Source organism: Qipengyuania gelatinilytica (genome assembly GCF_019711315.1).
Lineage (GTDB): Bacteria > Pseudomonadota > Alphaproteobacteria > Sphingomonadales > Sphingomonadaceae > Qipengyuania > Qipengyuania gelatinilytica.
The window spans coordinates 16932-33482 of record NZ_CP081294.1; the positions used below are offsets into that span (position 1 = coordinate 16932).

The following is a 16551-nucleotide window of genomic DNA, read 5'->3' on the forward strand; positions in this document are numbered from 1 at the left end:
TCAACCGTTCTCACGCAACAAAGAAACAAAAATATCGTATTCATCGATAGTTTTGTTATCGTCGCGCGGCCACGATCCCGGTGGCTGGTGCCTGAACCAGGTGTATTGCCGCTTGGCGTAGCGCCGCGTGGCCGTCTGGCCAGCGACGATGGCTTGATCACGCGATAGTTCGCCTTGGAGGAGGGCGGATATCTCCGGAACGCCGATGGCGCGCATGACCGGCAGGCTGGGGTCGAGATTGCGGGCGATAAGTGCCTCGACCTCCTCTATCGCGCCGCAGTTCAGCATCATTTCGAAACGCCGGTCGCATCGCTCGTAGAGACACTCGCGCTCGGGCAGTAGCACCAGCGGATACAGCGAGACCATGTCGCCAATCCCGCCAGTCTTGTGCGCCTGCCACTCCTTCAGCGTCCGCCCGGTCGAGCGTACCACCTCCAGCGCGCGCGAGGTTCGCGACGTATCCGCAGGAGCGAGACGGCCGGCGGCTTCCGGATCCTCTGCTTCCAGCGCAGCGCGGGCTTCACCTTGCGACAAGGCGCGCACCTCTTCGCGGACTGCCGGATCGATTTGCGGTACCGGGGCAATCCCTTCGAGCAGGGTGCGCATATAGAGGCCGGTCCCGCCACACAGGATCGGAACGGCGCCATCCTCTTGCAACCGCGCAATCTCGCGCTTCGCCGCTGCGGCCCAGTCTGCCGCCGAACATGCGGTTGCCCCGTCCCAGGCTCCGAAAAGGCGGTGCTCGATACCGCCCATTTCTTCCTCGCTCGGCCGCGCGGACAGGACCTGCAAATCGGCATAGACCTGCGCGCTGTCGGCATTGATCACGACTGCCTGCCTGCCTTGGGCTTCAAGGCGTTGTGCCAGCCGCACCGCGAGATCGCTCTTGCCGCTTGCGGTCGGCCCTGCAATGAGCGCCAGTGGTGGCAATTCAGGGGAATTATCAATGCTCATCGCCCGGCTGATAGCAGAGGCGACCGGTCTGGAAACCCGCCTCGATGCGGCCAGCAAGGCGCTGGAAGAGGCGGGCATGCCGGTTGCAGCGGCAACGATGCTCGATTTTTGCGGCGACGTCCTTCAGATTTCGGTGCCGCATGGTGATCGCAAACAGGCCGCAGCGATCCTCGCCGGGCACTTCGGCGATATCGACATGCTGGTTGCCGATCACGACATCGAAATCCCGCGCCTCTTCGTGTCCGACATGGATTCCACCATGATCGGCCAGGAGTGTATCGACGAACTCGCCGATTTCGCCGGCATCAAGGAAAAGGTGGCCGACATCACCGAGCGTGCGATGCGCGGCGAGCTGGAGTTCGAGAGCGCGCTCCGCGAACGCGTCGGACTGCTCGAGGGTCTGGGCGAACGGGCCATCGACAATTGCCTAGCCGAACGGATCGCTCCGGTGCCGGGCGCGCGCACGCTGGTGCAGACGCTGAAGGCAAAGGGCTGCCGAACCGTCCTCGTCACCGGCGGATTCCATCATTTCGCGGACCGGGTTGCCGAACAGCTCGGCTTCGAGCGCGTGGTCGGCAATCGCCTTGCTGTGGCCAACGGTCAGTTGACGGGCCAGCTCGCAGGCCCCGTCAGCGATGCATCGACCAAGCTTGCGACACTGGTCGAGGAGCGGGCCAGCCTTGGCGAAGGTGCCCGCGTGCTCGCCACCGGCGATGGTGCGAACGACATCCCGATGATCGAGGCCGCGGATTATGGCATCGCCTATCGAGCAAAGCCCAAGGCCCGCGACGCAGCCAACGGTCGCATCGCCAGCGAAGACCTGACCGTGATCCTGTCTCTTCTTGGAATCCCGCGCAGCGACTGGGTCGAGGGTTAGCCCTTAATTGCCGGTTTTTGACGGCTGCTTACAATCGGTTTCGAATAGAAATGCGTAGTCTGTGTTTAACAAAAGGCACAGACGACGATGAAGGGCAATTCGATCAGGATCGAGGATGGCGTGGAATGCGCCCGTGACGGAACGCTGTTCCGCGATCCTGCTCGTCCGCAGCCCAGGCGCAGCGTCCGCCGTGCACTCCGGCACTTCCGCGAGCTGGTCAAGGACAAGGAAGATACCGAACAGGTTTTCCATATCTACGACGCGCTTCCATCGAAAAGCTTCATTCCGCGCGCCCGTTCCCTGACGCTTAGCGAACGCGGTGAACGCCTGCGCATGGACGAAGGCTACCTGCCCGACCTGCTCGACGATCACGATACGCTTCGCAAGACGCCGAAAGGTTCGGTCGCTCACGCCTATTGCGACTTCATGGAGAGCGAAGGGCTGAGCGCCGCCGGTCTCGTTGCCGAAGCGGACAAGATGGGCCGCCCGAAATATGGCGACCTGATCGAATGGTTCGGTTTCCGCCAGCGCGACACGCATGATCTGATGCATGTCCTGACCGGCTACGGCCGCGATGCGCTGGGCGAGCAGTGCGTGCTGCTGTTCACCCACGGCCAGAGCCCGAGCCACGCGCACCTGCTGCTCGGCTATGCCGGTGCCATTAACATGAAGAAGCAGGTCAGGAGCAAGGCCCCTGTCATGCGTGCGGTGCGGGAAGCGCAAATCCTCGGCCGCAATTGCCCGCCGCTGGTGCAGCTGTCGATCCGCGAACTGCTCCAACTCAATCTGGAGGATGCGCGCGAAGCTCTCGGCATCGCGCGGCCCCGTTTGTACGAACGCTGCCACAGCATCTGGCGGACCGAGGGCATCGACCCTTACGATCTGCTGGCGCCGAAGGCCTAGCTCACAGCCAGCTGGAAATTTTCTCCAGCGGTTTCTTTTCCAGGGCATGTACCGGCACGGTCGCATCCTCGGCAGGATGACCGACCACAACCACCATCAGCGGCTTTTCGTATTCGGGCCTGCCGCAAAGCTCGCGCAGGAAACCCATGGGCGAGGGCGTGTGCGTCAAGGTCGCGAGCCCGGCTTCGTGCAGGGTCGAGATCAGCATGCCGCAGGCGATGCCGACGCTCTCGTTGACGTAATAGTTCTGCGTCTTGCCGTCTTCCTCGATACCGCCCTTGCGCTGGGCGAACACGACAATCAGCCACGGCGCCGTTTCGAGAAAGGGCTTTTCATCATCGGTGCCCAGCGGGGCGAGGGCTTCGAGCCATTCCTCACTCGCCTTGCCTGCGTAGAAATTGCGTTCTTCGGCTTCGGCTGCCTCGCGGATCGCCTTCTTCTTGTCCGGCGAGGAGACGACGGCGAAATGCCAAGGCTGGTGGTTCGCACCATTGGGCGCGGTTCCGGCCGCCTCGATCGCGGCTTCGATGACTTCGCGAGGGACGGGTTCATCCGAGAAATAGCGGCAGGTGCGGCGTTCTTTCAGGCGGTCCCGCATCGCCTGCGCGCGCTGGATGGATTGGCCGTCTGTCAGGCGTTCAAGTCTATAGGGAACCGTGTCGTGCTCTCTCATGGCCCGATCTCCTAGACTGCGGGAGCGGAACCGCAAGATGGACAGGCAATTTACACTTATGTAAGTTGCGATGAAATACGGAGCTACGTCATGTCCCACACCGATCTCCCGCTCGTGCATCCCGCCCGCAAGACCAGCCGCATGCGTCCGATCAAGGCGTGGCAGCATTTTCGCAAGCTCGTCGAAGACAAGGAAGACACAGCGCAGGTCTTTCACATCATCGAATCGATGAAGGGAAAGCGTAGCCACCAGCAGGCGTGGGACTTCATCCGGTCGGAGCAGGGGCAGTCATTCCTGGCCGATGGCACGGACATTCCCGCCATGCTCGACGACCATGACCGCTGGGCGGATTGTGGCCCCGAAACGGTCGCGGCGACCTACATATCCTTCATGAAGCGCGAAGGCCTGTCTGCTGCGGGGCTGGTCGCGGAAAGCTACAAGTTCCTTCCGCGCGAGAAGCGCCACGAAGATTTGACCGAGTGGTATTTCAACCGGCTGCGTGACACGCATGACCTGTTTCACATCCTGACCGGCTATGGCCGCGACGCGCTGGGCGAGGCGTCGCTGCTCGGCTTCAGCTACGAGCAGAACCACAATCCCGGCATCCTCTTCATTGCCTATGCCGGCGCGCGGCAGATCAAGAAGGAAACCGGCACCTCGGCACCGATCTTCGCCGCGATCAACGAAGGGCGCAGGCTGGGCAAGGCAGCGCAGAAGCTCGCTCATATGGATGTGGAGCGCGTGATGCGCGAAGACCTGGCAGCTGCACGCGAACGTCTCGGCGTCGGCAGGCCGACGACCTACTTCCAGTGCCTCGAAATCATGAAGGCCGAGGGTCTCTCCGAGGACGACTTCATGCCGCCCGAAGCGCAGGCCGCCTGACGCGTCAGCGCAGTTCCTTGCGGATCACCAGCTTGAGGCCCGACCAGGTCTCGTCCACCGCGCATACCTTGGTGTCGACCAGCCCCATCGGCAGGGCGATTTCCCGGATCGTATCCTCGGTGATTTCGCTTTCCACGCCCGAAGCCTTCTTGGGCCAGCTGACCCAGACGTGACCATCCTTCGCCATCGTGTCGCGTAGTACGGCGAGCTTTTCTTCGAGCGGAGCACGTTCGGTCACGAAAATATGGCTCGCATCGGGATTGTCTTCCGGACCGCCGACGAAGGTCAGCTCCAGCGCATATTCGTCGATCTCGTCGATCACGTCTTCCGGCATGGCATCGAACCACACCCGCTGCCCGTCGCGCAGGTTCAGTTTCTTGGCGAGCGGTGTGTCCGAATAGCCTGTGCTCATAATCTCAATTCCAGCCCTGCATCATGCAATCGCCCCAATCCACCGCGAGATGCCATAGCGCACCAAGCCCGAAGGCGCGAACCCACCAGCGCGGAACGAGCAGCATGGCGAGGTAGACAAGCGCCGCAATCCAGCCGTGCAGCGGGTGGAACCCGATGCTGCAGCGGTTCGGATCGAAAATCGGATCGGCCAGCAAATGGTCGAGATCGATCAGGTTCGCGGCCAGCATCACAAGGCCGGCACGCAGCCAGTTCTCGGCCCACAGCAGCCGCGCGATGAGGAACGGGGCGAGCCAGTGCGCGCCATAATGCAGCGCGAACTGGAGCATCGCCATCAGCTATGCCTCAGGCTTCCATCCATTCTTCGAAGAAGCTGCGGTGGGCGGCGCGCATTTCGTCGATAGACTTGCCGAACAGCGTGGTGCCGCCGGTCTTGCCGATGCGGCGGAAACCGATCGAGGCGGTCTCGTCGTTCTCGGTGCCCTTGGCGAGCGCTTCGTTGAGCGCCTGCGTATCGGGGACGGTGACGACGTAACGGCCCTGGTCTTCACCGAACCACCACGCGGCCTTCGAATATTCCTCGTTCCACTCGACATCGGCGCCGATACCTCCCGCCATGGCCATTTCGGCCAGCGCGATGGCGAGGCCGCCATCCGACACGTCGTGGACCGCGCTGACGAGGCAATCGGCGATCAGCTGGAGCACGATCTTGCCCGCGTTCTTTTCGACCGTGAGGTCGGTCGGCGGGGTGCGGCCTTCGTCGCGGCCGTGGATTTCCGACAGCCACAGCGACTTGCCGAGGTGCGAGCGTTCCGGATCTGCGGTTGCCCATTCCTCGGCGTGGATGAGATAGATCGCCTCACCCTCGGCCTTGAACTGCATGGTCATCATGTGGTCGTAATCGTCGATCAGGCCGACGCCGCCGATGGCAGGCGTGGGCAGGATCGCGCTGCCGCCGCCGGTTGCCTTGCTCTCGTTATAGAGGCTGACGTTGCCGCTCACGATCGGGAAGTCGAGCACGCGGCACGCGCGGCCCATGCCTTCCAGCGCGTGGACGAACTGGCTCATGATTTCGGGGCGCTGCGGGTTGGCGAAGTTGAGGCAGTTGGTAACTGCCAGCGGGCGCGCGCCCACTGCGCAGAGGTTGCGATAGGCCTCGGCAATCGCCTGCTTGCCGCCTTCATAGGGGTCGGCATGGACATAGCGCGGCGTGCAGTCGGTGCTGATCGCCAGCGCCTTCTTCGTGCCGTGGACGCGCACCACGCCCGCATCGCCGCCGGTCTGCAGCGTGTCCGCGCCGACCTGGCTGTCGTACTGCTCGCTAATCCACTTGCGCGAGGACAGGTTGGGCGAGGCGAGCAGCTTGATCAGGTCGCCGCCGACATCGTCCGTGTCCGGGCGATTGGTCATCGGGGCGATTCCGGCCCAGGCGGTGTAGTCTTCCTTTGAGAGGTAAGGGCGGTCGTACTCGGGAGCATCGGCCGCGAGGGGGCCGAGCGGAATGTCGCAGACCACTTCGCCGCCGAAGGTGAGCACCATGTGCTGCGTATCGGTGACTTCGCCGATCACTGCGAAATCGAGCTCCCACTTTTCGAAGATGGCGGCTGCCATCTCTTCCTTGCCGGGCTTCAGCACCATGAGCATGCGCTCCTGGCTTTCGCTCAGCATCATTTCGTAAGGCGTCATGCCCTCTTCGCGGCACGGCACCTTGTCCATGTCGAGGCGGATGCCAGCCTTGCCGTTGGTCGCCATTTCGACGCTCGACGAAGTGAGGCCCGCTGCTCCCATGTCCTGGATCGCGACGATGGCGTCGGTCGCCATCAGTTCGAGGCAGGCCTCAATAAGCAGCTTTTCGGTGAAGGGGTCGCCCACCTGCACTGTGGGGCGCTTGGCCTCGGCGTCTTCCTCGAAATCCGCGCTCGCCATGGTCGCACCGTGGATACCGTCGCGGCCGGTCTTGGAGCCGACATAGACGATCGGGTTTCCGACGCCGGTCGCCGCGCTATAGAATATCTTGTCGGCATCGGCGACGCCAACGGTCATCGCGTTGACGAGTATGTTGCCGTCATAGGCCGGGTTGAAATTGGTTTCGCCGCACACGGTCGGCACGCCGACGCAGTTGCCATAGCCGCCGATGCCCGCGACCACGCCCTGCACGAGGTGCTTCATCTTGGGGTGCTCGGGACGGCCGAAGCGCAGAGCGTTGGCATTGGCCACCGGACGCGCGCCCATGGTGAAGACATCGCGCAGGATGCCGCCGACGCCCGTCGCCGCGCCCTGGTAAGGTTCGATGTAGCTCGGGTGGTTGTGGCTCTCCATCTTGAAGATGGCAGCCTGTCCGTCGCCGATATCTATGACGCCCGCGTTTTCGCCCGGTCCGCAAATCACCCATGGCGCTTCGGTCGGCAGCTTCTTCAGGTGAAGGCGGCTGGACTTGTATGAGCAGTGCTCGCTCCACATGACCGAGAAGATGCCCAGTTCCACAAGGTTGGGCTCGCGACCGAGTGCGTGCAGGACGCGGTCGTATTCTTCTTCGGAGAGGCCGTGCTGGGCGACGATGTCGGGGGTGATTTCGCTCATGGCCCGCGCCCTTATCGGCAGGCGCGCGCGGGCGCAATATCTAGAGCGGCGGGCTGGCCACTCCCAAACCGATTTCGTCGCGGTGCCAGCGCGTGCGTCCGACCCAGAATGCGATGGCGGTGAGGACACCCAGGGCAAACAGTCCAAGCAGGAGGAACGGCGCGCCCACATCCTTGGGTTCGGGGCCGAACCAGTTGATGGCCTGGAACACAAGCATAACGGTGATGAGGATGGCGATCGGGCCGACAGGTCCCTTGGTCCGCTTCAGGTACCACCACATGGCAAGGCCGAGGAGCGCGAGTTCTACCGCCATCGCCGCCAGCGGATAATTCCACAGGCCAAGGCCGATCCTGTGTTCGCCCCCTGCAATGGTGAGGTCGGGGCGATGCGAAATCCAGTCGAGCACCCAGTGCGACAAGACGACCAGCGCCGCCCACACAGCGGCGACCGAATTGCGCGTGATCATCGCGACGAGGATTCCGAAGCCCACCGCGAAACCCGCGGTTCCGACAAGGCTGTGTGTTATCGGGTAGTCGTAGAAATCGAGCGGGTTCATTGCGGTAATGCCGGGGACCAGCCGAAGGCTTTCGATACCGACCAGTGCAAAGACGAAAAAGACCCAGTCCACCAGCTGTGCCGCGACGAACAGCAGGCCGAGCTTGGGTGCTTCCTGCGTTACAGCGCCCGCGGCAAAGGCTGGCGCGAAGTGCCCGATAAACATGTCAGAAGTTCCCCGTCAGGCGAGTTTGCTGGCAGCGAAGGTCGCGACGGTGGCGGCAACCGCCGTTGCAAAAGCGCCCCAGCAGATGTCCGTGATGGTCACCGTTGTGGACCATTGCTTGAGCGTCGCCTGGTTGGTCAGGTCGTACGTCGCATAACAGATGGCGCCGAGAAGCGCGCCATTGAGTGCAGCCGCGCCAAGCCCGCCGGCAAGGCCGGGGCGAACCGCGAACCAGACGATCGCGGCGATGTAGGCAGCGTAGAAAACGAGGGCGGGGCCCATGCGGAAGCTGTCGGCCAGCATGTCACCAAGGCGGGGGCGGTAGAAATTCTCTCCGGCCCAGCCGAGCCACATCGCATCGAGCAGGCCGAAGGCCAGAGCAGCCGCGATAAAGGCGACAATCCACGTCATATCAGCTCCCCACTGTTTGACCTTCTTGACCGCGCGCCCGCGCCCCGTCAATGCTCGGCCCCATGGCAGAGGGTCAAGACAAACCGATCGCGGACATGAGCTTCGAAGAGGCGCTGCGCGCGCTGGAAGGCGTGGTCCGCAGTCTGGAAAGCGGCGACGTGCCGCTCGACGACAGCATTTCGCTTTACGAACGCGGCGAGGAATTGCGCAAGGCATGCCAGGCGCGGCTGGATGCGGCGCAGGCCAAGATCGAGAAGATCGTGTCGGGCGCCGACGGCAGGCCGCAGGGCACCGAGCCTTTCGATGCGCAGGGCTGAGGCGTGAACGCGATGACCGCTATGCCAGAGCTGCTTTCCGATGCCTTCGAGCAGGTGCAGCGCGATGTCGATGCTGCCTTCGATGCTTTTCTCCCCGTTCCGCAGGACACGCGCGCCCGGTTGGTCGAAGCGATGCGCTATGCGGTGATCGGTGGCGGCAAGCGCGTGCGGCCGCTGCTGGTTTGCGCGACGGCCAAGCTGTTCGGCGTTGACCGCGATGCGGCCGTTGCCGCCGGATGCGCGGTCGAGGCGATCCATGCCTATTCGCTGATCCATGACGATCTTCCCTGCATGGACGACGACGATTTGCGCCACGGCAAGCCCACGCTGCACAAGGTCTATGACGAGGCGACGGCCGTGCTGGCGGGCGACTGCCTCCATGCGCTCGCCTTCGATATCCTGACCATGCCCGGCACCAGCAGCGATCCTTTCGTGCGCGCCGAACTGGTGGCGACGCTCGCCAGGGCCAGCGGCCATGAAGGCATGGCTGGCGGCCAGATGATGGATATCGTCTCGGACGAGGAAGAATACGACCTGCGGCAGGTGACACGCCTGCAGCAACTCAAGACCGGCGCGCTTCTGGCCGCCAGTGTCGAGATGGGCGCGGTTCTCGGCAAGGTTCCGCCCGAAGGCCGCACGCATTTGCGCGCCTACGCCCGCGACATCGGCCTCGCGTTCCAGATCGCCGATGACCTGCTCGATGTCGAAGGCGATGAGGCAAAGGCTGGGAAGGCGCTGCGCAAGGACGAAGGGCAGGGCAAGCAGACGTTCGTCACGCTGATGGGCCGCGACAAAGCTCGCGCACAGGCGAAGATGCTGGTCGACCAGGCCGGAGAGCACCTTGCCAGCTACGGAAATGACGCACAGGTTCTGGTCGAACTGGCGCATTTCGTGGTGAAGAGGGATCATTGATGACTGAACGCATCGGAATTTACCCCGGGACATTCGACCCCATTACGCTGGGCCATGCCGACATCATCCGGCGAGGCAGCAAGTTGGTCGACAAGCTGATTATTGGCGTTACCACCAATCCCTCCAAGAACCCGATGTTCTCGACCGAAGAGCGCTTCGCCATGGTCGAGCGCGAGATTGCCAACTTGGGTCTCGAAAATGTCGAGGTCGAAGGTTTCAACGCCCTGCTGGTGAAGTTCGCGCAGAAGATGGGGGCTTCGGTACTGATCCGCGGCCTGCGCGCCGTGGCGGACTTCGAATATGAATACCAGATGGCGGGCATGAACCAGCAGCTCGACGATGATATCGAAACGGTGTTCCTGATGGCCGATGTCTCGCTCCAGCCGATCGCGTCGCGTCTGGTGAAGGAAATCGCGCTGTTCGGCGGCGATATATCGCCTTTCGTCAGCAAAGACGTGTGCGAGGACGTGATCGCGCGGGTCGAGGAAAAGGGTCGCCTCGGCGATTACTAACCGTCGACTAAATCGAACCATTCATTGAACCGACAGCGCCGCCTCGCTAGGGCGTGGCACATACAGGACAATTCGACGGAAATATGATGCTCAAGTCTTCGCTTGCCCTTGCTGCCGCGGCCCTCACCGCGATTGCCCCGATTGCTGCCAGCGCGCAGGATGCAGAGATCCCTGCAGAGCCGCGCCGCACCTTTGTGCCGATCAATTACGACGCGAACGAAGATCTCGAGAATATCCTCGTCCTCGACCTTTCCAATGGCGAGCGCGTTTCGATCCGCCTGATGCCCGAATGGGCGCCCGACCATGTCGAGCGCGTGAAGACGCTGACCCGCCAGGGCTTTTACGACGGGATCATTTTCCACCGCGTGATCGATGGCTTCATGGCGCAGACCGGCGATCCGACGGGCACCGGGCAGGGCGGCTCGCCGCTTCCCGACCTCGAGGAAGAGTTCAACCCGATGCCGCACGTTCGCGGCACCGTGTCGATGGCCCGCGCGCAGACCGAAGACAGCGCAAACAGCCAGTTCTTCATCGTCTTCTACCCGCGTTTCAGCCTCGACAAGCGCTACACCAATTTCGGACGCGTGATCTCGAACATGGGTGGGGTAGATGCGATCAACCGCGGCGAACCGCCCGCGAACCCGACCCGCATCCTGCAGGCATCGATCGCCGCGGACAACAAGCCGGTTCCCGCAGCGCCGCGGATCGAGGCAGAGCCTGTCATCGGCCTCGACGAGCTGAGCGCACCGATCGAAAACTAGGATTTGCTCGCGGCGTCGCTGCGTCTAAAGGCGCGGCCATGCGTGTAGACCTTTTCGATTTCGAGCTTCCCAACGAGCGTATCGCCCTGCGTCCGGCGCGCCCGCGCGATGCTGCGTGCATGCTTTTGGTGCGTGGACAGGAAGGGCTTGCCGACAAGACCGTGCTCGACCTGCCCGACCTGCTGGAGCCGGGCGATGTTCTGGTCTTCAACGACACGCGGGTGATCCCGGCACAGCTGGAGGGACGGCGTGGCGAGGCCAAGATCGGCGCGACCCTGCACAAGCGCGTGGACCTGCGCCGCTGGCAAGCCTTCATCCGCAATGCGAAGCGTCTTCGTGTCGGCGATGTGGCTACTTTCGGCGGCGGCGTCACCGCAATTGCCGAGGAGCGGCTCGAAGACGGAAGCTTCGTCCTATTCTTCGAAGGCGACGAGCCGGTCGAGGTGCTCCTGGATCGTGCCGGCACGATGCCGCTACCGCCCTATATCGCGGGCAAGCGCGCGACCGACGAACGGGACCAGAAAGACTACCAGACGATGTTCGCGAAAGAGGACGGCGCTGTCGCCGCTCCCACGGCCGCGCTTCACTTCACCGACCGCCTGATGGCGAAGATCGCGGAACGCGGGATCGCGACCGAAACGCTCACGCTGCATGTCGGCGCCGGTACCTTCCTACCCGTGAAGGCCGAGGACACCGAGAACCACAAGATGCACTCCGAATGGGGCCGCATCGAGCAGGATGTCGCCGACCGCCTCAACGAGGCCCGTGCTCGCGGCAATCGTGTCATTGCCGTGGGCACGACAAGCCTGCGCCTGCTCGAAAGCGCGACGGGCGAGGACAAGGTGATCCGGCCCTTCGCGGGCGACACGGACATTTTCATCACCCCCGGCTACACCTTCCGCGCAATCGACGGATTGATGACCAATTTCCACCTGCCCAAGTCGACGCTTTTCATGCTCGTCAGCGCGCTGATGGGACGGGAGCGGATGCAGGAAGCTTATGCCCATGCCATCGCGAACGAGTACCGCTTCTATTCCTATGGTGACTCCTCGCTGCTCCTGCCTTAGGCCGGTGAAATGAGTGAAACGATCCTCGAGCTCGACGGCCTGACCAAGGTCTATCCCGGCGGGCTGAAGGCGCTCGACGATGTCGACCTGACTATCCGCAAGGGCGAGATTTTCGCGCTTCTGGGGCCGAACGGCGCGGGCAAGACCACGCTGATCGGTGCGGTTTGCGGCCTCGTGCGCCCCAGCAGCGGCACTATCACTGCATTCGGCCATGACCTTGCGAAGAACTGGCGCAAGGCGCGGGCGCGGATCGGGCTGGTGCCGCAGGAACTCTCGACCGACATGTTCGAGCCGGTGCACCGTGCGGTGTCCTATTCGCGCGGCCTGTTCGGACTGGCTCCCGACCCCAAGCGGATCGAAGAAATCCTGCGCTCGCTCAGCCTGTGGGACAAGCGTGACGAGCGCATCATGGCGCTGTCGGGCGGAATGAAACGGCGCGTGCTGATCGCCAAGGCGTTGGCGCACGAACCCGACCTGCTGTTTCTCGACGAACCGACTGCGGGCGTGGACGTCGAACTGCGAAAGGGCATGTGGGCGATCGTGGACGAGATGCGCGGGCGCGGCGTCACCATCATCCTCACCACCCATTACATCGAAGAGGCCGAACTGATGGCCGACCGCGTGGGCATCATCAACGGCGGCAAGCTGCTGATGGTCGACGAGAAAGAGGCCATGATGGCGCGGCTGGGCCGGACCGAAGCGCATATCGCGCTTGCCGAGCCGATTTCCGAAATGCCCGCCTCACTGGCTGCCTACCCGATCGAGATCGAGGAGGGCGGAAAGTCGCTTTGTTACCGCGGCGGCGACGGGACCGGGCAAGGCAAGGCGGACGTTGCCAATATCACCAAGGCCCTGATCGTAGCGGGCGTCGATTACACCGGTATCGATGTTCGCGAGAGCAGTCTGGAGGACATCTTCGTGTCGCTGCTTGGCGAGGAGGCTGCAGCATGATCGGCTGGCGTTCCACCTGGGCAATCTACACCCGCGAATTGATGCGTTTCCTGCGCACGGCCTTCCAGTCTGTGCTGGCGCCGGTGCTGACGACCTCGCTCTATTTCATCGTGTTTGGTGCGGCCATCGGCGGGCGGATGCCCGATCTTGGCGGCGTCGACTACGGTGCCTTCATCATCCCCGGCCTGCTGATGCTCACCCTCTTGGGCGAGACCACCAGCAATTCCAGCTTCGGCATCTACATGCCGCGCTTCACCGGCACGATTTACGAGCTGCTGAGCGCACCTGTGGGCGTGGCCGAGACGCTGATCGGCTTCGTCGGGGCGGCGATGACCAAGAGCCTGATCCTTGCTGCGATCATCCTGCTGACTGCTCGGTTGTTCGTCGATTACAGCATCGCGCATCCGCTGCTCGCGGTGCTCTACATCATGCTGGTAGCCGCCGCCTTCAGCCTGTTCGGCTTCATACTCGGCATCTGGGCCGACAATTTCGAAAAGCTGGGCATCATTCCGATGCTGTTCCTTACCCCGCTGACATTCCTCGGCGGGACCTTCTATTCGATCGACATGTTGCCCGCGCCCTGGGACACGATCGCGCTGGCGAATCCCATCGTCTACCTCGTCAGCGGATTGCGCTGGACCTTCTACGGTACGAGCGATGTGAACATCTGGGTCAGCTTCGGGATTACGCTCGCATTCCTCACCGCTTGCGTCGGCGTGATTGCCTACATCTTCAAGACAGGGTGGCGACTGCGCGCCTGACACGCTAGGCGGCGCGTCATGACTATTCGACCGATCCGTTTCCTCGTCCCTGCGCTGGCGCTGTCCTGCGCCGTGCCTGCTGCTGCAGAACTGCCCGAAGGCGTTCAGGACATGATCGATGCCGCCATCGCGACAGGCGATCCGGCCAAGGTTGCAACCGTGCTCGAACTCGCCCGCGCGACCAATCCGGACGAGACTGCAACGCTCGACGCCATCGAAGCTGAATGGACTGCCGCCCAGACCGCCGCCGCTGCCGAGGCTGCTGCTGCGAAAGAGCAGGCCATTCGCGAGGCCGGTATCTTGGAACTGTGGAGCGGCGAGGGCGAGATCGGCGCGTTCCAGTCCTCGGGCAATACCGATTCCGTCGGTGTCGCGGCTGGCATCAAGCTGAAGCGCGAAGGCATCGACTGGACACACCTCATCCGTGGGCGCGTCGACTACCAGCGCCAGAACGGCGAGACGAGCCGTGAGCAGTTCCTCGCCGCCTACGAGCCGCGCTGGCAGTTCGACGAGAACCTCTTCATCTACGGCCTCGCCCAGTTCGAGCGCGACGAATTGCAGGGTTTCGATGCGCGGTATTCGGTCTCCGGCGGCCTTGGCTACAAGGTCTTCGACCGCGAAGGCCTCAAGCTGTCGGTCAAGGCCGGTCCGGCCTACCGGATCACCGAATTCGCCGATGGCACCAGCGCCAGCCGTGTGGCCGGGCTGTTCGGTGCCGATTTCGACTGGGAAATTTTCGACGGGCTGACCTTCACTCAGGATGCCAATGCGCTCGCCGAAACGGGTGGCGAGGTGCAGATCATCGTCGATGGCTCCAACACCAGCCTCAACCTTGTGAGCGGTCTCGATTTCGCGATTTCGGAAAAGCTGAAGTCGCGCCTTTCCTATGCCGTCGAATATGACAGCAACCCGCCTGCTGGAGCGGTATCGACGGATACGCTCACCCGCTTCACCGTGATTTACGGCTTCTGACACCCATGACGACACGTTTCGCCTTCGACATCCATGCCCGCGACGGGGCTGCGCGCACCGGCACCATTTCGATGATGCGCGGCGATATCCGCACGCCTGCCTTCATGCCCGTCGGCACGGCTGCCACGGTGAAGGCCATGAAGCCGGAAACCGTTCGCAAGACAGGCGCGGACATCATCCTCGGCAATACCTACCACCTGATGCTGCGCCCGGGTGCGGAGCGGGTGGCCAAGCTTGGCGGTCTGCACAAGTTCATGAACTGGGATCGCCCGATCCTGACCGATAGCGGCGGCTACCAGGTCATGAGCCTGTCCGACCTCAGGAAGCTGACCGAGAAGGGCGTCGAGTTCCGCAGCCACATCGACGGTTCGAAGCACATGCTCACGCCGGAACGCAGTATGGAAATCCAGCGCCTGCTCGGCAGCGATATCGTGATGGCCTTCGACGAATGCCCGCGTGCAGACCGTCCGCGTGACGAGATTGCCGCGAGCATGGAAATGTCGATGCGCTGGGCCAAGCGCAGCCGTGACGGCTTCGATGCCGGCGGCGAACATGCCGAGCGTTCTGCGCTGTTCGGGATACAGCAGGGCGCGCTCGACGAGGAATTGCGCAAGATCAGTGCGGAGAAGCTGACTGACATCGGATTCGACGGCTATGCGATCGGCGGCCTTGCCGTGGGCGAAGGACAGGAGGCGATGTTCGCCACACTGGATTTCGCGCCGGGACAATTGCCCGAGGATCGCCCGCGCTACCTGATGGGTGTGGGCAAGCCCGACGACCTCGTCGGTGCGGTGGAGCGCGGGGTCGACATGTTCGACTGCGTGTTGCCGAGCCGGTCGGGGCGGAACGGGCAGGCCTTTACCTGGAATGGCCCGATCAACCTGCGCAATGCGCGGTTCGCAGAGGATCAGGAACCGCTCGACAGCCGCTGCAAATGCGACACTTGCGGCACTTACAGCCGCGCCTATCTGCACCACCTCGTGAAGTCGCAGGAAATCCTCGGTGCGATGCTGATGACCGAGCACAATATCGCCTTCTACCAGCAACTCATGCAGGCCATGCGCGATGCGATCGGCGAGGGGCGTTTCGCCGGTTTCGCGAAAGACTTCCGGCGCGATTATCTCGGGGCCAGCGCCTGATGCGGTGGCGGCGGGCTGTTGTCATCGGCGCCTCTGGCGGGATCGGTGCAGCGCTTGCCAACCAACTTGAAGCGGCGGGTACAGACACGATCACGCTCTCGCGCAGTGCCGATGGCGACGCGCATCTGGACCTGGAGGACGAGGCAAGCATAGCTGCAGCAGCCGAGCGCATCGGTGGTGGCGCCCCGGTCGATCTCGTATTCGTGGCGACCGGCTATCTGCATGGTGAGAACTCGGGGCCCGAGAAGGACTGGCGACAGCTGGATGCGGAGGCTCTTGCCCGCAATTTCGCGATCAACGCCACAGGACCGGCACTGGTCGCCAAGCACTTCCTTCCGCTTCTTCCCGACGAGGGCAGGGCGGGCTTTGCCGCGCTCGCTGCGCGGGTCGGAAGCATCGGGGACAATCGCCTTGGTGGCTGGTATTCCTACCGCGCGAGCAAGGCCGCGCTGGTAATGCTCATCCGGACGCTTTCGGTCGAACTGGCGCGCAAGAAGCCCGACGCCTTCTGTGCCGCGCTCCACCCCGGCACCGTCGGTACGGCGCTGAGCAAGCCCTTCCAGCGAAATGTACCTGAAGGAAAACTGTTCACTCCCGAATATTCCGCCGAGCGCCTGCTGGAAGTTCTGGGCGATCTCGGCCCCGAACAAAGCGGCCGGCAATTCGCGTGGGATGGTGAAGAGATCCTTCCCTGAAAGCACAGACTCTCCTTGATACTCCTTATCAATACTCTAAACTTGGGTTCTT

20 protein-coding genes are annotated in these 16551 nt (G+C 63.0%); 13 read left to right on the forward strand and 7 right to left on the reverse strand.

The window, feature by feature from the left end:
* Entirely contained in the window at positions 1–954 is a 954-nt protein-coding gene (gene miaA, locus K3136_RS00100) for a tRNA (adenosine(37)-N6)-dimethylallyltransferase MiaA (RefSeq protein ID WP_221430916.1), read from the reverse strand.
* On the opposite strand from miaA, the gene serB reads away from it, so the two are divergent.
* Positions 947–1831, forward strand: a complete 885-nt coding sequence (gene serB, locus K3136_RS00105; RefSeq protein WP_221430917.1) for a phosphoserine phosphatase SerB — start codon at positions 947–949, stop codon at positions 1829–1831. The genes miaA and serB overlap by 8 nt on opposite strands.
* A gap of 87 nt (positions 1832–1918) precedes the next feature.
* Positions 1919–2734 (forward strand): Coq4 family protein, encoded by an 816-nt coding sequence (locus tag K3136_RS00110; protein WP_221430918.1) that lies wholly within the window; start codon positions 1919–1921, stop codon positions 2732–2734.
* 1 nt (position 2735) lies between these two features.
* On the opposite strand, the gene K3136_RS00115 is transcribed toward K3136_RS00110, so the two are convergent.
* Entirely contained in the window at positions 2736–3407 is a 672-nt protein-coding gene (locus tag K3136_RS00115) for a nitroreductase family protein (RefSeq protein WP_221430919.1), read from the reverse strand.
* Positions 3408–3497: 90 nt separating this feature from the next.
* Here K3136_RS00115 and K3136_RS00120 point away from each other — a divergent pair, with 90 nt between their 5' ends.
* Positions 3498–4289, forward strand: coding sequence for a Coq4 family protein (locus K3136_RS00120; RefSeq protein ID WP_221430920.1), 792 nt, complete (start codon positions 3498–3500; stop codon positions 4287–4289).
* A gap of 4 nt (positions 4290–4293) precedes the next feature.
* Here K3136_RS00120 and K3136_RS00125 read toward each other — a convergent pair whose 3' ends face one another.
* From K3136_RS00125 to K3136_RS00145, 5 genes are read right to left on the reverse strand one after another with little or no spacing between them, the layout of a single operon-like run.
* Entirely contained in the window at positions 4294–4701 is a 408-nt protein-coding gene (locus tag K3136_RS00125; RefSeq protein WP_221430921.1) for a DUF3052 family protein, read from the reverse strand.
* 4 nt (positions 4702–4705) lie between these two features.
* Positions 4706–5035 carry a DUF6122 family protein gene (locus K3136_RS00130; protein WP_221430922.1) on the reverse strand — a complete coding sequence of 110 codons (330 nt, stop codon included), beginning with the start codon at positions 5033–5035 and terminating at the stop codon, positions 4706–4708.
* Positions 5036–5045: 10 nt separating this feature from the next.
* Positions 5046–7280, reverse strand: a complete 2235-nt coding sequence (purL, locus tag K3136_RS00135) for a phosphoribosylformylglycinamidine synthase subunit PurL (protein ID WP_221430923.1) — start codon at positions 7278–7280, stop codon at positions 5046–5048.
* Positions 7281–7320: 40 nt separating this feature from the next.
* On the reverse strand, positions 7321–8001 hold the full coding sequence (locus tag K3136_RS00140; protein WP_221430924.1) for a hypothetical protein: 681 nt from the start codon (positions 7999–8001) through the stop codon (positions 7321–7323).
* A gap of 15 nt (positions 8002–8016) precedes the next feature.
* Entirely contained in the window at positions 8017–8412 is a 396-nt protein-coding gene (locus K3136_RS00145; protein WP_221430925.1) for a DUF2177 family protein, read from the reverse strand.
* 62 nt (positions 8413–8474) lie between these two features.
* Between K3136_RS00145 and K3136_RS00150 the strand changes: the two genes are divergently transcribed.
* The 10 genes from K3136_RS00150 (at position 8475) to K3136_RS00195 (ending at position 16499) form a co-directional block, all read left to right on the forward strand.
* Positions 8475–8729, forward strand: a complete 255-nt coding sequence (locus K3136_RS00150; RefSeq protein WP_221430926.1) for an exodeoxyribonuclease VII small subunit — start codon at positions 8475–8477, stop codon at positions 8727–8729.
* 21 nt (positions 8730–8750) lie between these two features.
* A complete protein-coding gene (locus tag K3136_RS00155) occupies positions 8751–9641 on the forward strand; it encodes a polyprenyl synthetase family protein (protein WP_221432155.1) in 891 nt (296 codons plus the stop codon).
* Entirely contained in the window at positions 9641–10153 is a 513-nt protein-coding gene (gene coaD, locus K3136_RS00160) for a pantetheine-phosphate adenylyltransferase (protein ID WP_221430927.1), read from the forward strand. The genes K3136_RS00155 and coaD overlap by 1 nt, the downstream gene beginning before the upstream one ends.
* Positions 10154–10239: 86 nt before the next feature.
* Positions 10240–10914, forward strand: a complete 675-nt coding sequence (locus K3136_RS00165; RefSeq protein WP_221432156.1) for a peptidylprolyl isomerase — start codon at positions 10240–10242, stop codon at positions 10912–10914.
* A gap of 38 nt (positions 10915–10952) precedes the next feature.
* On the forward strand, positions 10953–11981 hold the full coding sequence (gene queA, locus K3136_RS00170; RefSeq protein ID WP_221430928.1) for a tRNA preQ1(34) S-adenosylmethionine ribosyltransferase-isomerase QueA: 1029 nt from the start codon (positions 10953–10955) through the stop codon (positions 11979–11981).
* A gap of 9 nt (positions 11982–11990) precedes the next feature.
* Positions 11991–12932 (forward strand): ABC transporter ATP-binding protein, encoded by a 942-nt coding sequence (locus K3136_RS00175; protein ID WP_221430929.1) that lies wholly within the window; start codon positions 11991–11993, stop codon positions 12930–12932.
* Complete coding sequence (locus K3136_RS00180; protein WP_221430930.1) at positions 12929–13693, forward strand: ABC transporter permease; 765 nt, start codon at positions 12929–12931, stop codon at positions 13691–13693. Before K3136_RS00175 ends, K3136_RS00180 begins: the two co-directional genes overlap by 4 nt.
* Positions 13694–13711: 18 nt before the next feature.
* Positions 13712–14665, forward strand: a complete 954-nt coding sequence (locus K3136_RS00185) for a DUF481 domain-containing protein (protein WP_221430931.1) — start codon at positions 13712–13714, stop codon at positions 14663–14665.
* Between the two features lie 5 nt (positions 14666–14670).
* A complete protein-coding gene (gene tgt / locus K3136_RS00190; RefSeq protein WP_221430932.1) occupies positions 14671–15804 on the forward strand; it encodes a tRNA guanosine(34) transglycosylase Tgt in 1134 nt (377 codons plus the stop codon).
* Positions 15804–16499, forward strand: a complete 696-nt coding sequence (locus K3136_RS00195) for an SDR family NAD(P)-dependent oxidoreductase (RefSeq protein ID WP_221430933.1) — start codon at positions 15804–15806, stop codon at positions 16497–16499. The genes tgt and K3136_RS00195 overlap by 1 nt, the downstream gene beginning before the upstream one ends.
* Positions 16500–16551: the final 52 nt, after the last annotated feature.